At 69.0% G+C, this 15,530-nt stretch carries 12 protein-coding genes and 1 pseudogene; 2 read left to right on the top strand and 11 right to left on the bottom strand.

Annotated features, from left to right (window positions below):
* Positions 1 to 15 precede the first annotated feature (15 nt).
* The 6 genes and pseudogenes from WKW77_RS11245 to WKW77_RS11220 form a co-directional block, all read right to left on the bottom strand.
* Positions 16 to 945 (bottom strand): annotated as a pseudogene (locus WKW77_RS11245) (AraC family transcriptional regulator); the annotation flags it as partial.
* Between the two features lie 60 nt (positions 946 to 1,005).
* Positions 1,006 to 3,045, bottom strand: a complete 2,040-nt coding sequence (htpG, locus tag WKW77_RS11240; protein WP_340356916.1) for a molecular chaperone HtpG — start codon at positions 3,043 to 3,045, stop codon at positions 1,006 to 1,008.
* A gap of 164 nt (positions 3,046 to 3,209) precedes the next feature.
* A complete protein-coding gene (locus WKW77_RS11235) occupies positions 3,210 to 4,247 on the bottom strand; it encodes an ABC transporter substrate-binding protein (protein WP_340356915.1) in 1,038 nt (345 codons plus the stop codon).
* Positions 4,248 to 4,311: 64 nt separating this feature from the next.
* Entirely contained in the window at positions 4,312 to 4,659 is a 348-nt protein-coding gene (locus tag WKW77_RS11230; RefSeq protein ID WP_340356914.1) for a hypothetical protein, read from the bottom strand.
* A gap of 70 nt (positions 4,660 to 4,729) precedes the next feature.
* Positions 4,730 to 6,082 (bottom strand): sensor histidine kinase, encoded by a 1,353-nt coding sequence (locus WKW77_RS11225; RefSeq protein ID WP_340356913.1) that lies wholly within the window; start codon positions 6,080 to 6,082, stop codon positions 4,730 to 4,732.
* A gap of 12 nt (positions 6,083 to 6,094) precedes the next feature.
* A complete protein-coding gene (locus tag WKW77_RS11220) occupies positions 6,095 to 6,754 on the bottom strand; it encodes a response regulator (RefSeq protein ID WP_340356912.1) in 660 nt (219 codons plus the stop codon).
* A 165-nt stretch (positions 6,755 to 6,919) separates the two neighbouring features.
* On the opposite strand from WKW77_RS11220, the gene WKW77_RS11215 reads away from it, so the two are divergent.
* Complete coding sequence (locus WKW77_RS11215; RefSeq protein WP_340356911.1) at positions 6,920 to 7,405, top strand: DUF3761 domain-containing protein; 486 nt, start codon at positions 6,920 to 6,922, stop codon at positions 7,403 to 7,405.
* A 102-nt stretch (positions 7,406 to 7,507) separates the two neighbouring features.
* Here WKW77_RS11215 and WKW77_RS11210 read toward each other — a convergent pair whose 3' ends face one another.
* Positions 7,508 to 8,275, bottom strand: a complete 768-nt coding sequence (locus WKW77_RS11210) for a pseudouridine synthase (protein WP_340356910.1) — start codon at positions 8,273 to 8,275, stop codon at positions 7,508 to 7,510.
* 88 nt (positions 8,276 to 8,363) lie between these two features.
* On the opposite strand from WKW77_RS11210, the gene WKW77_RS11205 reads away from it, so the two are divergent.
* A complete protein-coding gene (locus tag WKW77_RS11205; RefSeq protein WP_340356909.1) occupies positions 8,364 to 9,215 on the top strand; it encodes a DMT family transporter in 852 nt (283 codons plus the stop codon).
* On the opposite strand, the gene kdpE is transcribed toward WKW77_RS11205, so the two are convergent.
* From kdpE to kdpB, 4 genes are all read right to left on the bottom strand, one after another.
* Complete coding sequence (gene kdpE, locus WKW77_RS11200; RefSeq protein WP_340356908.1) at positions 9,197 to 9,889, bottom strand: two-component system response regulator KdpE; 693 nt, start codon at positions 9,887 to 9,889, stop codon at positions 9,197 to 9,199. The genes WKW77_RS11205 and kdpE overlap by 19 nt on opposite strands.
* A gap of 91 nt (positions 9,890 to 9,980) precedes the next feature.
* The gene (locus tag WKW77_RS11195) at positions 9,981 to 12,716 is read right to left on the bottom strand and encodes a DUF4118 domain-containing protein (protein WP_340356907.1); all 2,736 of its coding nucleotides are present in this window, start codon (positions 12,714 to 12,716) and stop codon (positions 9,981 to 9,983) included.
* Positions 12,717 to 12,746: 30 nt separating this feature from the next.
* On the bottom strand, positions 12,747 to 13,325 hold the full coding sequence (gene kdpC, locus WKW77_RS11190; RefSeq protein ID WP_340356906.1) for a potassium-transporting ATPase subunit KdpC: 579 nt from the start codon (positions 13,323 to 13,325) through the stop codon (positions 12,747 to 12,749).
* Between the two features lie 10 nt (positions 13,326 to 13,335).
* Complete coding sequence (gene kdpB / locus WKW77_RS11185; RefSeq protein WP_340356905.1) at positions 13,336 to 15,429, bottom strand: potassium-transporting ATPase subunit KdpB; 2,094 nt, start codon at positions 15,427 to 15,429, stop codon at positions 13,336 to 13,338.
* Positions 15,430 to 15,530: the final 101 nt, after the last annotated feature.

The raw sequence follows: 15,530 nt of genomic DNA, 5'->3' as shown, positions 1-15,530 counted from the left end.
TTCACGACGCCAGGAGGCCGGAGGCATGCCGAACTCGCGCTTGAACGCACGGCTGAAGGCAGTGTCGGTTTCATAGCCGACCTCCAGCGCGATGTGCATCATGCTCAGGGCACTGCGCCGCAGCAGGTTCGACGCGAGCGCCATGCGCCACTTGACGAGGTACTGGATCGGAGGCTGCCCCACGTAGTGGGTGAACTTCTCGGCGAGAACCGATCGCGAGGTTCCGACGTCATGGGCCAGGCTTTCGAGCGTCCACGGATGCGCCGGCTTCTCGTGCATGAGGGCGAGGCTTCTGCTGACCACACGATCGCGCAAGCCGGCGAACCAGCCGGTGTGGCCCTCCTGCATCTGGGAGATGTAGCGGCGCAGTGTCTCGACCACCAGCACTTCGGACAGCTTGGCCAGCACGCCTTCGCCGCCGGGCTCCGTGGCCGCCGCCTCCGCCACCGCATAGACAAAGGAACGCTCCACCCAGTCGGTGCTTTCGTTCCGCCTCAGGCTGACCGTCAGCACCCGCGGCAGCGTCGCGAGAATCGGCTCGCACAGCACCGGATCGCACGACAGGTAGCCGCAGATGATTCGCGTGGGCGCGCCCCCGCCGCCGAGCTGCAGTTCCTCGGGCCTTTCGCGCAACAGGCCGTGCACGTCGAGCATCGGCATGGGCCCGTTCGATATGGACGACGCCATCGTGTGCGCATCGCCGTGGGGAAGAAGAATGATGTCGCCGGCCTGCAGGTGAAGCGGCGGCAAGCCGTCCAGCGTCACGGTGCACGAGCCGTCCACGAACAGGTGATAGAAGAGCAGGCGCTCGGACCCGGCGTTGACCTGTCTGGCCACCGTGTCGGCCTCCGGGGAGGCCAGGCACCACGGCGCGGTGAACCGGGCCTTGAAGAAGATCGCGCTGTTGAATTGCAGGACCTTCAGGACCTCTGACAAGGCATCCATATCGCCTCCTCAGGAGAGCCGACCGAACGCTTTCGGCGCCGGCCGGCATGCCGCACCGCCTCAGGCCAGCAGTGCGTTCACTCGCTTCACATAGGCCGCCGGATCGGCCGGCAAGCCGCCTTCGGCGAGCAGTGCCTGATCGAACAGGATGTTCGCCAGATCGTCGAAGTGCGCCGAGCTTTCCAGCTTCTTCACGAGCGGGTGCTCGGCGTTGACTTCCAGCACCGGCTTCACTTCGGGCGCCGGCTGGCCCGCCTGCTTGAGCATGCGCGCGAGCTGCGTACTCATGCCGCCGTCCTGCACCACCAGGCAGGCCGGTGAATCGACGAGACGCGTGGTCACGCGCACGTCCTCGGCCTTGTCCTTGAGCGCTTCCTTGAGGCGCTCCAGCACCGGCCTGAAGGATTCGGCGGCTTCCTCGGCCGCCTTCTTCTCGGCCTCGTCCTGCAGCTTGCCCAGGTCGACCGCGCCCTTGGCCACGCTCTGCAACTGCGTGCCGTCGAACTCGGTGAGATAGTTGAGCGCCCATTCGTCGACACGGTCCGTCATCAGCAGCACCTCGATGCCCTTCTTCCTGAAGATTTCGAGCTGCGGGCTGTTCTTGGCGGCCGCCAGCGAGTCGGCGGTGATGTAGTAGATGGCGTCCTGGCCTTCCTTCATGCGCGACTTGTAGTCGGCCAGGCTCACGCTCACGGTGTCGCTGGTGGTCGATGCAAAGCGCAGCAGCTTCGCGATGCGGTCGCGGTTGACGAAGTCCTCGCCCAGGCCTTCCTTGAGCACCGCGCCGAACTCGGCGTAGAACTTCGCGTACTTGCCCGATTCGTCCCCGAACTCCGCGGCGGCTTCGGCGGCGGGCGTGGGCTGCGCGTTCTTGTCGACAACATCGGTCACCCCCTCGGTCGGCTCGGGCGAGGGCACGGATTCACCCGAACCCACGTCGATCTTGCCTTCGCCGCTTTCGCTGCCGGTCTTCTGTTTCTTCGCGAGGTCTTCCAGCATGCCGAGCACGCGCTTGGTGCTGCCTTCGCGGATCGCCTTCACGTCGCGGCTTTCCTGCAGCAGCTCGCGGCTCACGTTGAGCGGCAGGTCGGCCGAATCGATCACGCCCTTGACGAAGCGCAGGTAGCTCGGGAGCAGCGATTCGGCGTCGTCCATGATGAAGACACGCTTGACGTAGAGCTTCACGCCCGCGTGTTTGTCGCGGTTCCAGAGGTCCATCGGCGCCTTGGCCGGGATGTAGAGCAGCTGCGTGTACTCGGTGTTGCCTTCGACGCGGTTGTGGCTCCATGCGAGCGGCGCGTCGTAGTCGTGGCTGATGTTCTTGTAGAACTCGACATACTGCTCTTCGGTGATGTCCTTCTTCGCGCGGCTCCAGAGTGCGTTCGCCTGGTTGACGGTTTCCCACTCGCCGGTCTTGACCATCGAGCCGCCCTTGCTGTCCTCGCCCTCCTTCCATTCCTCTTTCTCCATGAGGATGGGCAGCGAGATGTGGTCGGAGTACTTGCCGATCACCGACTTGAGCTTCCACGCGTTCAGGTATTCGTTCGCGTCGTCGCGCAGGTGCAGCGTGACGCTGGTGCCGCGCTGCGGGCGATCGATGGTATCGACTTCGAAGTCCCCGGCGCCAGCGCTCACCCAGCGCACGCCTTCTGCCGCCGGCAGGCCCGCGCGGCGCGATTCCACGGTGATCCTGTCGGCCACGATGAAGCCCGAATAGAAGCCCACGCCGAACTGGCCGATGAGCTGCGCATCGGCCTTCTGGTCGCCCGAGAGCTTGCTCATGAACTCGCGCGTGCCGCTCTTGGCGATCGTGCCGAGGTTGTCGATGGCTTCCTGCTGGCTGAGGCCGATGCCGTTGTCGGCGATGGTGATGGTCTTGGCAGCGGGGTCGAAGGACACGCGCACTTCGAGGTTGGGTTGGTCCTCGTAGAGCGCCGGCTGGTCGATGGCTTCGAAGCGCAGCTTGTCGCACGCATCCGACGCGTTCGAGATCAGCTCGCGGAGAAAGATTTCCTTGTTCGAGTAGAGCGAATGCGTGACGAGGTGCAGCAGTTGTGCGACTTCGGCCTGGAAGGGGAGTTTGGTCTTGGAAATGGTCATGACACGTTGTCAGTCGGGAGTGAACACATCGCCGGTGGCGAAGTGAGAACTTTACTGGACGCTCTCGGCGCAACCAACCGCGACCGGATTCACGATCGCAGCGGGGCGCCGGCAGGAAGTGTTGCAAAAACTTACACGCCCCGCGGCTTCGGGGCGCGAAGCCCCTACCTCGGCTGCGATTCCACTTCCCGCGTCCAGCGGTCGATCAGCCGCTTGCGCTCGGCCGCGCTGCCGTACTTCTCGAAGTCGTACTTGATGAGCCGCACGTCGCTCATCGACGGAATGCGCGGGTCCGGCTTGAAAGTCTTGTTGGCCGGCGATTGCAGGCTGCCGGCCTTCGCGCCGATCGACTGCCCGGCCGGGCTCATCAGCCAGTCGTAGTAGCGGATCGCGTTGGCCTTGTTGCGCGCGCCCTTCACCAGCGCGATGCCGCCGATCTCGTAGCCGGTGCCTTCGCAGGGTGCGACGGACTTGACCGGGTACTTGTCGTAGCGCCAGCGGTCGAAGCCGAAGATGAAGCTGATGCCGATGGCGACCTCGCCCTTGGCGACGTTGGGCGCCTGCGCCTGGCCGCTGCGGGTATAGGCGGTGGTGTTGCGGTGCAGCTTCTTGAGGTAGTCGAAGGCCTGCTCCTCGCCCATGAGCTGCACGAGGCCGGCCACGATCGTGTAGCCGGTGCCGCTGGTCGCGGGGTGCGACATCTCGACTTCGCCCTTGTATTCGGGCTTGATGAGGTCGGCCCAGCAGCGGGGCTCGGGCAGCTTCTTCTTCTTGAGCACGTCGGTGTTGAAGCCGAAGCCCATCGCGCTCGTGTAGAAGCCGCCGACCATGTTCTGCGACATCGCGTACTGGCGCACCGACCAGTCGTAGAGGTCATTGATGTAGGCCGGCCGGTAGGGATCGAGCAGGCCCTGTTCGGCCGCCTGCAGGAAGGGGTCGCCGGTGCCGCCCCACCAGATGTCGGTCTTGGGGTTGGCCGCTTCGGCGCGAAGCTGCGCGCCGATCTCGCCGGTGCCCTTGTGGGCCTGCAGCACGCGGATGCCGGTGGCGCGCGTGAACTCGGCGGCCGCGGCCTCGCACCAGCTGGCGTCGGTGCTGCACAGCGCGTTGACCGTGCCCTGCGCATCGGCGCCTGTTGCCGCCAGCAGGCCGAGCAATGTGCCGGCGGCAGCAAGGATTCTTCTGGAAGCGAGAACGTACATGGGCCATCCCGGGTTTCACGAGGAAACCGCAGGATAGCGTCACGCGCCGCGCGCGAAATCAGGGTCAGTGCGGTGCGCCGCCGGTGATGCCGGCCATGCCGGTGGACTGGCCGATCGCCTCCGTCTGCATCGGATGCGACGCCTCGACCGCACCCCTGTACACCTCGGCTCGCGAGAGCTGGCCCGGCAGCGGTGCGCTGGTCGATTGGCCGATCGACTCGGTCCCGGTCGGACGGGCCGCGGCCATGGCGCCGGCGTCCACCTCCGGCATCGACGCCGTGTTGCCCGTCTGCATCGGGCGGTAGTCGGAGCCGTCGGATGAGGTCTGCGACTGCGCGCTTGCGCCGAACGAAGCGAAAGCGGCCAGGGTCGCGAAGGTTCCGAGTACCAGAACCTTGAGGGAAGCATGCATGTGGGTCTCCTGAAGTTGCCCCTGCCACTCTAGGCAGGCAATCTGAGACCGGCATGAGCGAAAAATGAGCTCAGGATGAGGCCGGCAGGTACACGCGCGCCAGCAGCCCCGGCCCGTCGGCGCGGTTCGCCAGCACGATGCGCAATCCGTTGCGCAAGGCCGCGGTGCGCGCGATCGCCAGCCCCAGTCCGCTGCCCCCGGCGGGCGCGCCGGTGATGCGGAAGAAGCGATCGAACACGCGGTCGAGCTGCTCCGGAGGGATGCCGGGACCATCGTCCAGCACATCGACCACCGGATGCCCATCGATCATGTGCAGCCGCACGTCCACGACGCCGCCTTCGGGCGCGTAGCGCACCGCGTTGTCGATGAGGTTGTCGAACACGCTGCGCAGCTCCGACGGCGGCGCCGACACCAGGGGCGCGACCCGGCCTTCGAAGCCGACGTCGATGTTTCGCTGGTCCGCCAGCACCATGAGCTGGCCCACGCTGTCGCGCAGCAGCGCAGCCACGTCGACCGGCCCACGTGCAACCGGCGGCGGGCCTTCCTGCCGCGACAGGCGCAGCAGCTGCTCGATGAGATGCTGGGCGCGCTCGACGCCGCCTTCGAGCTGTGCGAAGCGCTCGGCCGCATCGCCGGCCGGCACGTGACCGCGCAGGTTCTCGATCTGCAGCCGGATCGCCGCCATGGGCGTGCGCAACTCGTGCGCGGCGTCCTGCATGAAGCGGCGCTGCGTCGACAAGGCGCTGCGCAAACGGCCGAGCACGCTGTTGAAGGCACCGACGAGCGGCGCGATCTCCTCGGGCACGCGTGCGGTCGCGACTTCGGCCGTGTCGCCCACCTGCTGAGCCGCCACGTCGCGCGCGACCACGCGCAGCGAGCGCGAAGCCGCGGCGACGATGAACAGCAGCAGCAGCAGCGTCACCGGCAGCATCAGGAAGATCGGCAGGCTCTCCAGCAAGGCGCGGCGCACGATGCGGTTGCGGCGGAAGCCATCGTTCTGCACCACCTGCACGCGGGGCATGTCGGCAAGCGCCCCGGGCTCGGCGGTGAAGACTCGCCAGGCATCCTCGTTTCGCGGCCCGGTGCGCAGATCGCTGAACCCTGCATCGGACTGAAGCGGAATCGCGAGATCCGGCCAGGACGTGCCCAGCAGCGTGCGCCCGTCGCCGCTCCAGACCTGCACGACGAAGGTGCCGCGGCGAAGCACGTCGTCGCTCGTCACCGGCTGCAGTGGCGGCGCGCGATGATGCGTCGCGCGCGACTCGGCCACCAGCCGCATCTGGTCGTCCATGAAGCTGTTGACCAGCCGCCCGTAGGCGCCGTATGAAAACCACACCGTCGCGGCGATCGCCACCACGTACAGCGCCACCAGCCACAGCAGCAGCCGGCTGCGCAGCGAACGGAGCCTGAAGCTAGGCAACACGCGGTGCTTTTCTCACGCCGGCGCGACGCGCCAGCCGAGGCCGCGCACGTTGCGGATCGCCTCGGCGCCGAGCTTGCGCCGCATGCCGTGGATCAGCACGTCGATCGCGTTGCTCGTGACTTCCTCGCCCCAGCCGTAGATGCGGTCCTCCAGTTGCTCGCGCGACAGGATCGCGCCGGGGCGCTCCAGCAGCGCGTGAAGGAGTGCGAACTCGCGCGCGGTGAGCACCTCGCGCACCCCGTTGACGATCACGTCGCGCGTGGTCAGGTCGAGCTGCAGCGTGGCCGTGCCGATCACGGAATGCGCCGCGCCATCGCGCCGCCGCACCACGGCGCGCATGCGTGCCAGCAGCTCGCGCAACTCGAAGGGCTTGAGCAGGTAGTCGTCTGCGCCGAGGTCGAGGGTCTCGATGCGGTCGTCGAGGCCGTCGCGCGCGGTGAGCACCAGCACCGGCGTCGCGTCGCCGCGCTTGCGGGCGCGACGCAGCACCTCGGTGCCGTCGATCCTGGGCAGGCCCATGTCGAGCAGCACGCAGGTGTAGCCGCCATCGGCCAGCGCGCTGTGGGCCAATGCGCCATCGCGCACCCAATCGACCGACCAGCCGGCGTTGTCGAGCGCATGAACGAGGCTGCGGCCGATCATTTCGTCGTCTTCCACCAGCAGTGCGCGCACGGGGTCTCCTCGTGACGGGAACAGAGTCCCCGGGAGGCTACGCCCGTTTTCTTAGCCTTGCATGAGTGCGTTGGCGGGCGGAGATGGCACTTGGTCAGCTTCTGCTGGGATTGGGTCCAGAACATGGGGGTGTCTGTCCACACACCGCTTCAGGAGCACATCGGGATGAAGTTCCAACTCAAGGCTTTACTGGTCGGCGCCGCCCTGCTGGCCGCGCTGGGCGCCCAGGCACAACAGCTCCCGGCCGATGCGCCCGCCGGCACCACGGTGCAGTGCAAGGACGGAAGCTACGCCGCGCCCGACACGAAGTCCGGCGCCTGCCGAGGCCACAAGGGCATCAAGACCTGGTACGGCAGGGCCGACGCCAAGGCCGGCACGGCTGCGGCGGCACCGGCAGCAGCAGCACCGGCGGGCGCCCCTGCCGCCGCGCCTGCGACACCCGCAGCCAAGGCGCCCGCAGCCTCAGACCCGTCGAAGATGGCCGCGGCACCCGGCGGCGGCGCCGGCAAGGTCTGGGCCAACGACGAGACCAAGGTCTACCACTGCATGGGCGACCGCTACTACGGCAAGACCAAGAAGGGCGAATACATGACCGAAGCCGACGCCAAGGCCAAGGGCATGCACGCCTCGCACAACAAAGCATGTAGCTGAGTTCACCCCCAGCCTCGCCCACTGCGTGTGGCTCGGACACCCCCCTCCGGGGGCAACCCCGGCGGCCCGGCAAAGCCGGTTCCGCGGGGTTCCTGGCCTGAGCTAGAAGCGCTCGCCGGGGGCGAGGTAGCGCCATTGGCCGACCGGGAGGTTGCCGAGCACCACATTCCCGATACGGATGCGCTTCAGGCCGACGACCTTGAGCCCCACCAGTTCGCACATGCGGCGGATCTGCCGCTTCTTGCCTTCGGTCAGCACGAAGCGCAGCTGCTCCGGGTTCTGCCAGTCGACCTTGGCCGGCTTCAGCGCCTGGCCGTCGAGGCTCAGGCCGTGTCGCAGCTTCGCGAGTTGTTCGCGCGGGAAGGCGGCCTGCGAGTTCTGCGCCACCGGGCCGTAGGAGACTCGCACGAGGTATTCCTTCTCCATCGACGAGTCTTCGCCGATGAGCTGCCGCGCCACGCGTCCATCCTGGGTCAGCACCAGCAGCCCCACGGAGTCGATGTCGAGCCGGCCGGCCGGGGCGAGCCCCTTGAGCTGCTGCGGAGAAAAGCGGTTCCGGCTCTGGTCCTCGCGCCAGTGCGTGCGTGAATTGATCAGCACCACCGCCGGATCGTGGCCATCCTCGGCCTGCCCGCTCACATAGCCGACGGGCTTGTTCAGCAGAATCGTCACCTGCTGCTGCTGCTGGCTCTGCGCCTTGCGGTCGACCTCGATGCGGTCGGCGGGCATGACCTTGACGCCCATCTCCGCCACCTGCCCGTTGACCTTGACCCAGCCGTTGGCGATCCAGTCGTCCGCCTCCCGGCGCGAGCACAGGCCCAGTTCGGCCATGCGTTTGTTGAGGCGGGAAGGTGCGGCGGTGTCGGACATGGGGATCGGCGGGCTCGGATTGCGGCGATTTTCCGACATCCACGCGCGGATGTTCCAATCGCAGCTTCCTCGCCGCTGCGCCGCCCCGATGAACATCGTCGTCCTCACTTCGCTCGCCATGCTGGCCTTCGCGGGCAACTCGCTGCTGTGCCGGATTGCGCTGCAGCACACCGGCATCGATGCCGCCACCTTCACGTCGGTGCGGCTGGTGTCCGGCGCGCTGGTGCTCTGGGCGATCGCGTCGCGACAGTCGGCCCCGGGGCCGCGGCGGCTCGCGGGCGGATGGCTTTCGGCGCTGGCCCTCTTCGCCTATGCCGAGGCGTTTTCCTTTGCGTACATCAGCCTGCCGGCAGGCACCGGCGCGCTGCTGCTGTTCGCGGCGGTGCAGATCAGCATGCTCGGGTGGGGCCTGTCGAAGGGCGAGAAGTTCTCGCGCTGGCAGGTGATCGGCTTCGTGCTGGCGGTGGGCGGGCTGGTCTTCCTGCTGCTGCCGGGGATCGCGTCGCCGCCGCTGCAAGGCGCGCTGCTGATGATCGTGGCGGGGATCGCGTGGGCCGTGTATTCGCTGCGTGCCAAGGGGGCAGGCGACCCGACGCAGGTGACCGCCGGCAACTTCGCGCGATCCGCGCCGATGGCGTTGATCGTCAGCGCCGCGATGCTGTCGTCGATGCGCTGGAGCCCCGCCGGCGTCGCCTACGCGGTCGCGTCGGGCGCGCTCACTTCGGGGCTCGGCTACGTGATCTGGTATGCGGCGCTGCGTGAGCTCAAGGTGACCAGCGCCGCCACGGTACAGCTCAGCGTGCCGGTGATCGCGGCCTTCGGCGGCGTGGCCTTCCTGGGCGAATCCGCCAGCCTGCGATTGCTGGTCGCTTCGGTGCTCGTGCTCGGCGGCGTGGCGATCGTGCTGCTGGTGCGCACCCGTCAGGCCACCAGCCGATAGCCGACCGCCGTCTCGGTCAGCAGATGGCGCGGCTGCGCCGGATCGGCTTCCAGCTTCTGGCGCAGGTGGCCCATGTAGATGCGCAGGTAGTGGCTCTGCTCGCCATGCGACGGCCCCCACACTTCGCGCAGGAGCTGCCGCTGGGTGAGCACACGCCCCGCATTGGCGACCAGCACGGACAGCAGCCGGTATTCGGTGGGCGTGAGATGCACGTCCGCGCCCCCGCGCCGCACGAGCCGCGCGGCGCGATCGACCTCGACGTCGCCGAAACGGAACACCGGCTCGGGCTCCTCGCCGCCGGCTGCGGCGCGCGGCCTGCGCAGGTTCGCGCGCACGCGTGCAAGCAGCTCGCCGGTACCGAAGGGCTTGGTGAGGTAGTCGTCGGCGCCGGCATCGAGCGCGGCGATCTTGTCGGCTTCGTCGCTGCGGGCCGAGAGCACGATGATCGGCACGCCCGACCAGCCGCGCACATCTCGGATGAGGTTCACGCCATCGCCATCGGGCAGTCCGAGATCGAGCACCAGCAGGTCGGGCTGGCGCGTGCCGGCCGCGGCCAGCCCGTCGCGCAAGGTGCCGGCCTCGTGCACCTGCCAGCCTTCGGCCTCCAGCGCGCCGCGCACGAAGCGGCGGATCTGCGGCTCGTCCTCGATGATGATGGCAGTGGGATTGGGCATGGCTTCAGTTCTTGGCGGGGTCAACAGCCCAGGGCACCCGTGGAACCGGCTTCGACGGGCCGCCGGGTGCGCTCCCTCGAGGGGGAGGCGGCTACGCGAAGTGAGCAAGCAACGGGGGTGGGTCTCGTCTTGGCAGGGTCACCGTGAATTCTGCACCGCCCCCTTCCGCATTCGCCGCCGCGATCCGGCCGCCGTGCGCACTCACCACCGCCTTGCAGATCGCGAGCCCGAGCCCGACACCCGGCGTCGCGGACTCGGCCTTGCCACGCGTGAACTTGTCGAACAGCGTCTGCTCGCGGCCCTTCAGCGAGGCAGGCAGGCCCGGCCCGTGGTCGCGCACGCCGAGCACGAGCGAACCTTCGGGCGCGCGCGCGGTGACGACCACCGGCGGCGCACCGTACTTCGCCGCGTTCTCCAGCAGGTTGACCAGCACGCGCTCGATCAGCACCGCATCGAATTCCACGAGTGGCAGGTCCGGCGGCAGATCGGTCTGCACCGCACCGTTGCCGAGCGCCGGCCGCGCGGCGCGGATGGCGGAACCGACCACTTCTTCGACCGACTGCCAGTCGCGCCGCAGGTGGACCGCACCGCCGGCGATGCCGCTTTCGAGCCGCGCCATGTCCAGCAGGTTGCTGACCAGCGCATGGAGCTGGTGCGCCTGCGAGACGATTGCGCGCGCGGCCTCGCGCTGTTCGCCGCCCTCGGGCAGCGTCTGCAGCGATTCGGCGAGCGCGATCAGTGCGGTGAGCGGCGTCCGGACGTCGTGCGAAATCGCGCCGAGCAGCGCATTGCGAAGCCGCTCCGACTCGATCTCGACCACCGCCTGCTGCGCCACGTCGACGTAGTGCACCCGCTCCAGCGCGATCGCGATCTGCCGCGCGAGCGTGTCGAGCTGCTGTGCCTGCTCGGGGATCAGCAGCCAGCGCGGCTGCGCCGGTTCGAGTGCGAGCACGCCGCGCACACGCATCGGCGCCTTCAGCGGCACGTAGTGCCACGGCTGCGCCGCCAAAGTGGCGGTGGCGAGGCCGGCCGGTTGCCCATGGCGGAAGGCCCAGTCGGCCACGCTGGCGTCGAAGCCGGGCGCAGCATCCTGCGGGATCACGAGCCGGTCGTTCGCATCGGTCAGCAGCACCCGGGCGCGGCCGCCGAAATGCCCCTGGACCGCGGCCGCGCCGAGCTCCGCGACCTGCGTGCTCTCGAGCGCCGCCGACAGCTCGCGCGTGAGCTCGAAGAGCGACTGCGCGCGCCGCTCGCGGCTCGCCGAAACGCTGGCCGCAAAGCGCAGCCCCGCGGTGAGCTGTCCCACCAGCAGGCCGACCGCGAGCATCACCGCGAAAGTCAGCAGGTACTGGATATCGCCCACCGCGAACGACAGGCGCGGCGGGACGAAGAAGAAATCGAATGCCGCGACGTTGAGCAGCGCCGACAGCGCCGCGGGACCGCGGCCGAAGCGCATCGCGACCCCCACCACGCCGAGCAGGAACAGCATCACGATGTTCGCGAGTTCCAGCACGCCCACGAGCGGCACCGCCAGCAAGGTGACCGCGACGCTGATCGCGGCGGCCCACGCGTAGGCGGGCCAGCGCGCGCGGGGGCGGTCCTCCATCGCCGCCCCGGAGCGCCGCGCAGCCACCGGCCCGCTCGACAGCCGGCGCGAACTCTCGGCCCGCGCGACTTCGACGATGTCGAGCCCCGGCGCTTCGCGTGCGAGCCGGTGTGCGAGCGAAGGCGCAGGCCACCAGCGCGCCCAGCCCGTCGCCGGCGTCGCGCGGCCGACGACGAGCGTCGCGCAGTTCAGCCGCTGCGCCTGCGCGGCGAGCGCAGCGGCGATGTCCTCGCCGGTCAGCACCGCGGTCTCCGCGCCGAGGCCTTCCGCGAGCTTGAGCACCGCGAGGATGCGGTCGCGCCGGGCCGCATCGAGCCGCTGCAGGCGCGGCGTTTCGACGTAGGCCGCATGCCAGCGCACGTTGAGCTGGCCGGCCAGTCGCGCCGCGGTGCGCACCGTCTGCGCCGCGCCTTCGTCCGGGCCGACGCAGGCCAGGATCGCGCCCGACGTGTTCCAGGCCGGCGGACCCGCATCGCCGAGCGGGCCGGACTGTTCGACGCGCCAGTTGCGCACGTCGTCTTCCACATGCTCGGCGGTGCGGCGCAGCGCGATCTCGCGCAAGGCGATGAGGTTGCCCTTGCGGAAGAAGTTCTGCGCCGCGCGCTCGGCCTGGTGCGGCACATAGACCTTGCCGGCCGCGAGCCGCGCGGTCAGTTCGTCGGGCGTGACGTCGACCAGCACCACCTCGTCGGCATCGTCGAGCACCGAGTCGGGCACCGTCTCGTGCACGCGCACGCCGGTGATCGCGCCGACCGTGCCGTTGAGGCTTTCAAGATGCTGGACGTTGAGGGCCGACCATATGTCGATGCCGGCGGCGAGCAGTTCCTCCACGTCCTGCCAGCGCTTGGCGTGGCGCGAACCGGGCGCGTTGGTGTGCGCGAGTTCGTCGACCAGCAACACGGCGGGCTTGCGGGCGAGCGCGGCGTCGAGGTCCAACTCGGCGAGCGTGCGGCCCCGATGGCTCACGCCGCGCAGCGGCAGCACGTCGAGCCCCGCGAGCAGCGCCGCCGTCTCGCTGCGGCCATGGGTCTCGACGACGCCGACCATCACGTCGCGGCCGGCCGCGCGCTCGCGCTGCGCCGCGCTCAGCATCGCCCATGTCTTGCCGACCCCCGCGCTGGCGCCGAAGTAGATGCGCAGCCGCCCCCGCCGCGCCCGTGCCTCGTCCGCGCGCCATTGCGCGAGCAGGACGTCGGGGTCGGGGCGGGCGTCGTCGTTCATCGGGTCGGGCGGCGCAGGTTACCCCATGGATCAGGGGGCCGGTTGGGCATCGAGCGCGAGATTGAGCGCCAGCACGTTCACGCGCGCTTCGCCGAACAGGCCGAACAGCGGCCGCTCGGTGCGCGCATCGACCATCGCCAGTACCTGCTCCACCGGCAGGTTGCGGGCACGTGCGATGCGAGGCGCCTGATAGCGCGCGGCGGCCGGGCTGATGTCCGGATCGAGACCGCTCGCCGATGCGGTGACGAGGTCGATCGGCACCGGCACGGTATTGCCCGGATCGGCCGCCCGCAGCGCTTCGATCCGCGCCTTGACCGCATCGGCCAGCGCCGGATTGAGCGGCCCCTGGTTGGCACCGGTGGACGCGGCGCCGTTATAGGGCATCGGCGCGGTGGCCGAAGGACGGCCCCAGAAGTGCCTCGGGTCGGTGAAGTTCTGGCCGATCAGCGTCGACCCGACCGGCCTGCCGTCGCGGATGATGAGGCTGCCGGCCGCCTGCTCGGGAAACGCGGTGCGCGCCACGCCGGTCACGGCGAAGGGGTAGACGATGCCCGTGATCGCGCTGAGAAGCACGAAGAGCACGATGGCGGGACGAAGGGTGTCTTTCATGGAGATGTCCTCAGACCAGACCGATGGCCACCAATAGCCAGTCGATCAGCTTGATGCCGATGAAGGGAACGAGCAGGCCGCCGAGTCCGTAGATCGCGAGGTTGCGCCGCAGCAGCGACGCCGCGCCCACCGGCCGATAACGCACGCCTTTCAACGCCAGCGGGATCAGGAACACGATCACCACCGCGTTGAAGATCACCGCCGACAGGATCGCCGACGACGGGCTCGCGAGCCGCATCACGTTGAGCGCACCCAGCTGCGGATAGGTCGAGATGAAGATCGCCGGGATGATCGCGAAGTACTTCGCCACGTCGTTCGCGATCGAGAAGGTGGTGAGCGAGCCGCGCGTCATCAGGAGCGCCTTGCCGGTCTCGACCACTTCCAGCAGCTTGGTCGGGTTGGAGTCGAGGTCGACCATGTTGCCGGCCTCTTTCGCTGCCTGCGTGCCGCTGCCCATCGCGACGGCGACGTCGGCCTGGGCGAGAGCGGGCGCGTCGTTGGTCCCGTCGCCGGTCATCGCGACGAGGCGGCCATCGGCCTGGTAGCGGCGGATCAGCGCGAGCTTGTCTTCCGGCGTGGCTTCGGCCAGGAAGTCGTCGACGCCGGCCTCGGCCGCGATCGCGGCGGCGGTGAGCTTGTTGTCGCCGGTGATCATCACCGTCTTGATGCCCATGCGGCGCAGCTCATTGAAGCGTTCGCGGATGCCGGTCTTCACGATGTCCTTGAGCTCGACCACGCCGAGCACACGCTCGCCCTCGGCCACCGCGAGCGGCGTGCTGCCGCGACGCGCGACCGCATCGGACGCATTCGCGAGCGCGGCGGGCATCGTGCCGCCGAGCGCTTCGACATGGCGTCGCACCGCATCCACCGCGCCCTTGCGCAGCACGATCGGATGCGCGTCGAGGCTGTTCGAGGCCGCCGGGAGATCGACGCCGCTCATGCGCGTCTGCGCCGTGAAGGGCACGACATGCACGCTTTCGACCGGCGCATCGGCGGTGCCGCCGCGCCGCGCGAGTTCGACGATGCTGCGGCCCTCGGGCGTTTCGTCCGCCAGCGATGCCAGCAGCGCGGCGCGCGCGAGGCGCTCCTGCGACACGCCAGGCGCGGCGATGAAGGCGCTGGCCTGCCGGCTGCCGTGCGTGATGGTGCCGGTCTTGTCCAGCAGCAGCACGTCGACGTCGCCGGCCGCCTCGACCGCGCGGCCCGAAGTGGCGATCACGTTGGCCTGCATCATGCGGCTCATGCCGGCCACGCCGACCGCCGAGAGCAGCCCGCCGATGGTGGTCGGGATCAGGCACACCAGCAGCGCGACCAGCGCCGTGAGCGACACCACCGTGCCCGCGCCCGCCGCGCCGACGCTGAACACCGAGTACGGCAGCAGCGTCGCGGTGACGACCAGAAACACCATCGTGAGCGCCACCAGCAGGATCGTCAGCGCGATCTCGTTCGGCGTCTTCTGGCGCTTGGCGGCCTCGACCATGCCGATCATGCGGTCGAGGAAGGATTCGCCCGGGTTCACCGAGATGCGCACCACCAGCCAGTCCGACAAGACGCGCGTGCCGCCGGTGACGGCCGAGAAGTCGCCACCCGACTCGCGCACCACCGGTGCGGATTCGCCGGTGATCGCGCTCTCGTCGACCGAGGCCACGCCTTCGATCACTTCGCCGTCGAGCGGGATCACGTCGTGCGTCTCGACCAGCACCACGTCGCCGCGATGCAGGTCGGTCGACTTCACCGGCAACCACTTGCCGCCGTGGAAGGGCTCGGCCATCTTCTTGGCCCAGGTGTCCTTGCGCAGGCCGCGCAGCGAAGCCGCCTGCGCCTTGCTGCGGCCTTCGGCCAGCGCTTCGGCGAAGTTGGCGAAGAGCACGGTGAACCACAGCCAGACCGAGATCGCGAGCACGAAGGCCGGCGGCATGCCGGTGTCGCCGGGGAAGCTCAGCGAATGCACCCACAGCACCGTCGTGAGGATGCTGCCGATGTAGACGATGAACATCACCGGATTGCGCCACTGCACGCGCGGGCTCAGCTTGGTGACGGCGGCCCGGAGCGCCGGCTTGGCGAGTTGGGCATCGAACAAAGACAAGGAGGTTTTCGTATGCATATCGGTACCTTTCCAGGAACACCGCGGAACCGGCTTTGCCGGGCCGCTGGTGTTGCCCCCTGCAAGGGGGTTGGCGGAGCGACACGAAGTGCGCGCAGCCT

This window comes from Variovorax ureilyticus (assembly GCF_037889935.1).
GTDB lineage: Bacteria > Pseudomonadota > Gammaproteobacteria > Burkholderiales > Burkholderiaceae_C > Variovorax > Variovorax ureilyticus.
The sequence above is the reverse complement of the archived record's forward strand: the minus strand, read 5'-3'. Positions and strand labels throughout refer to the sequence as shown.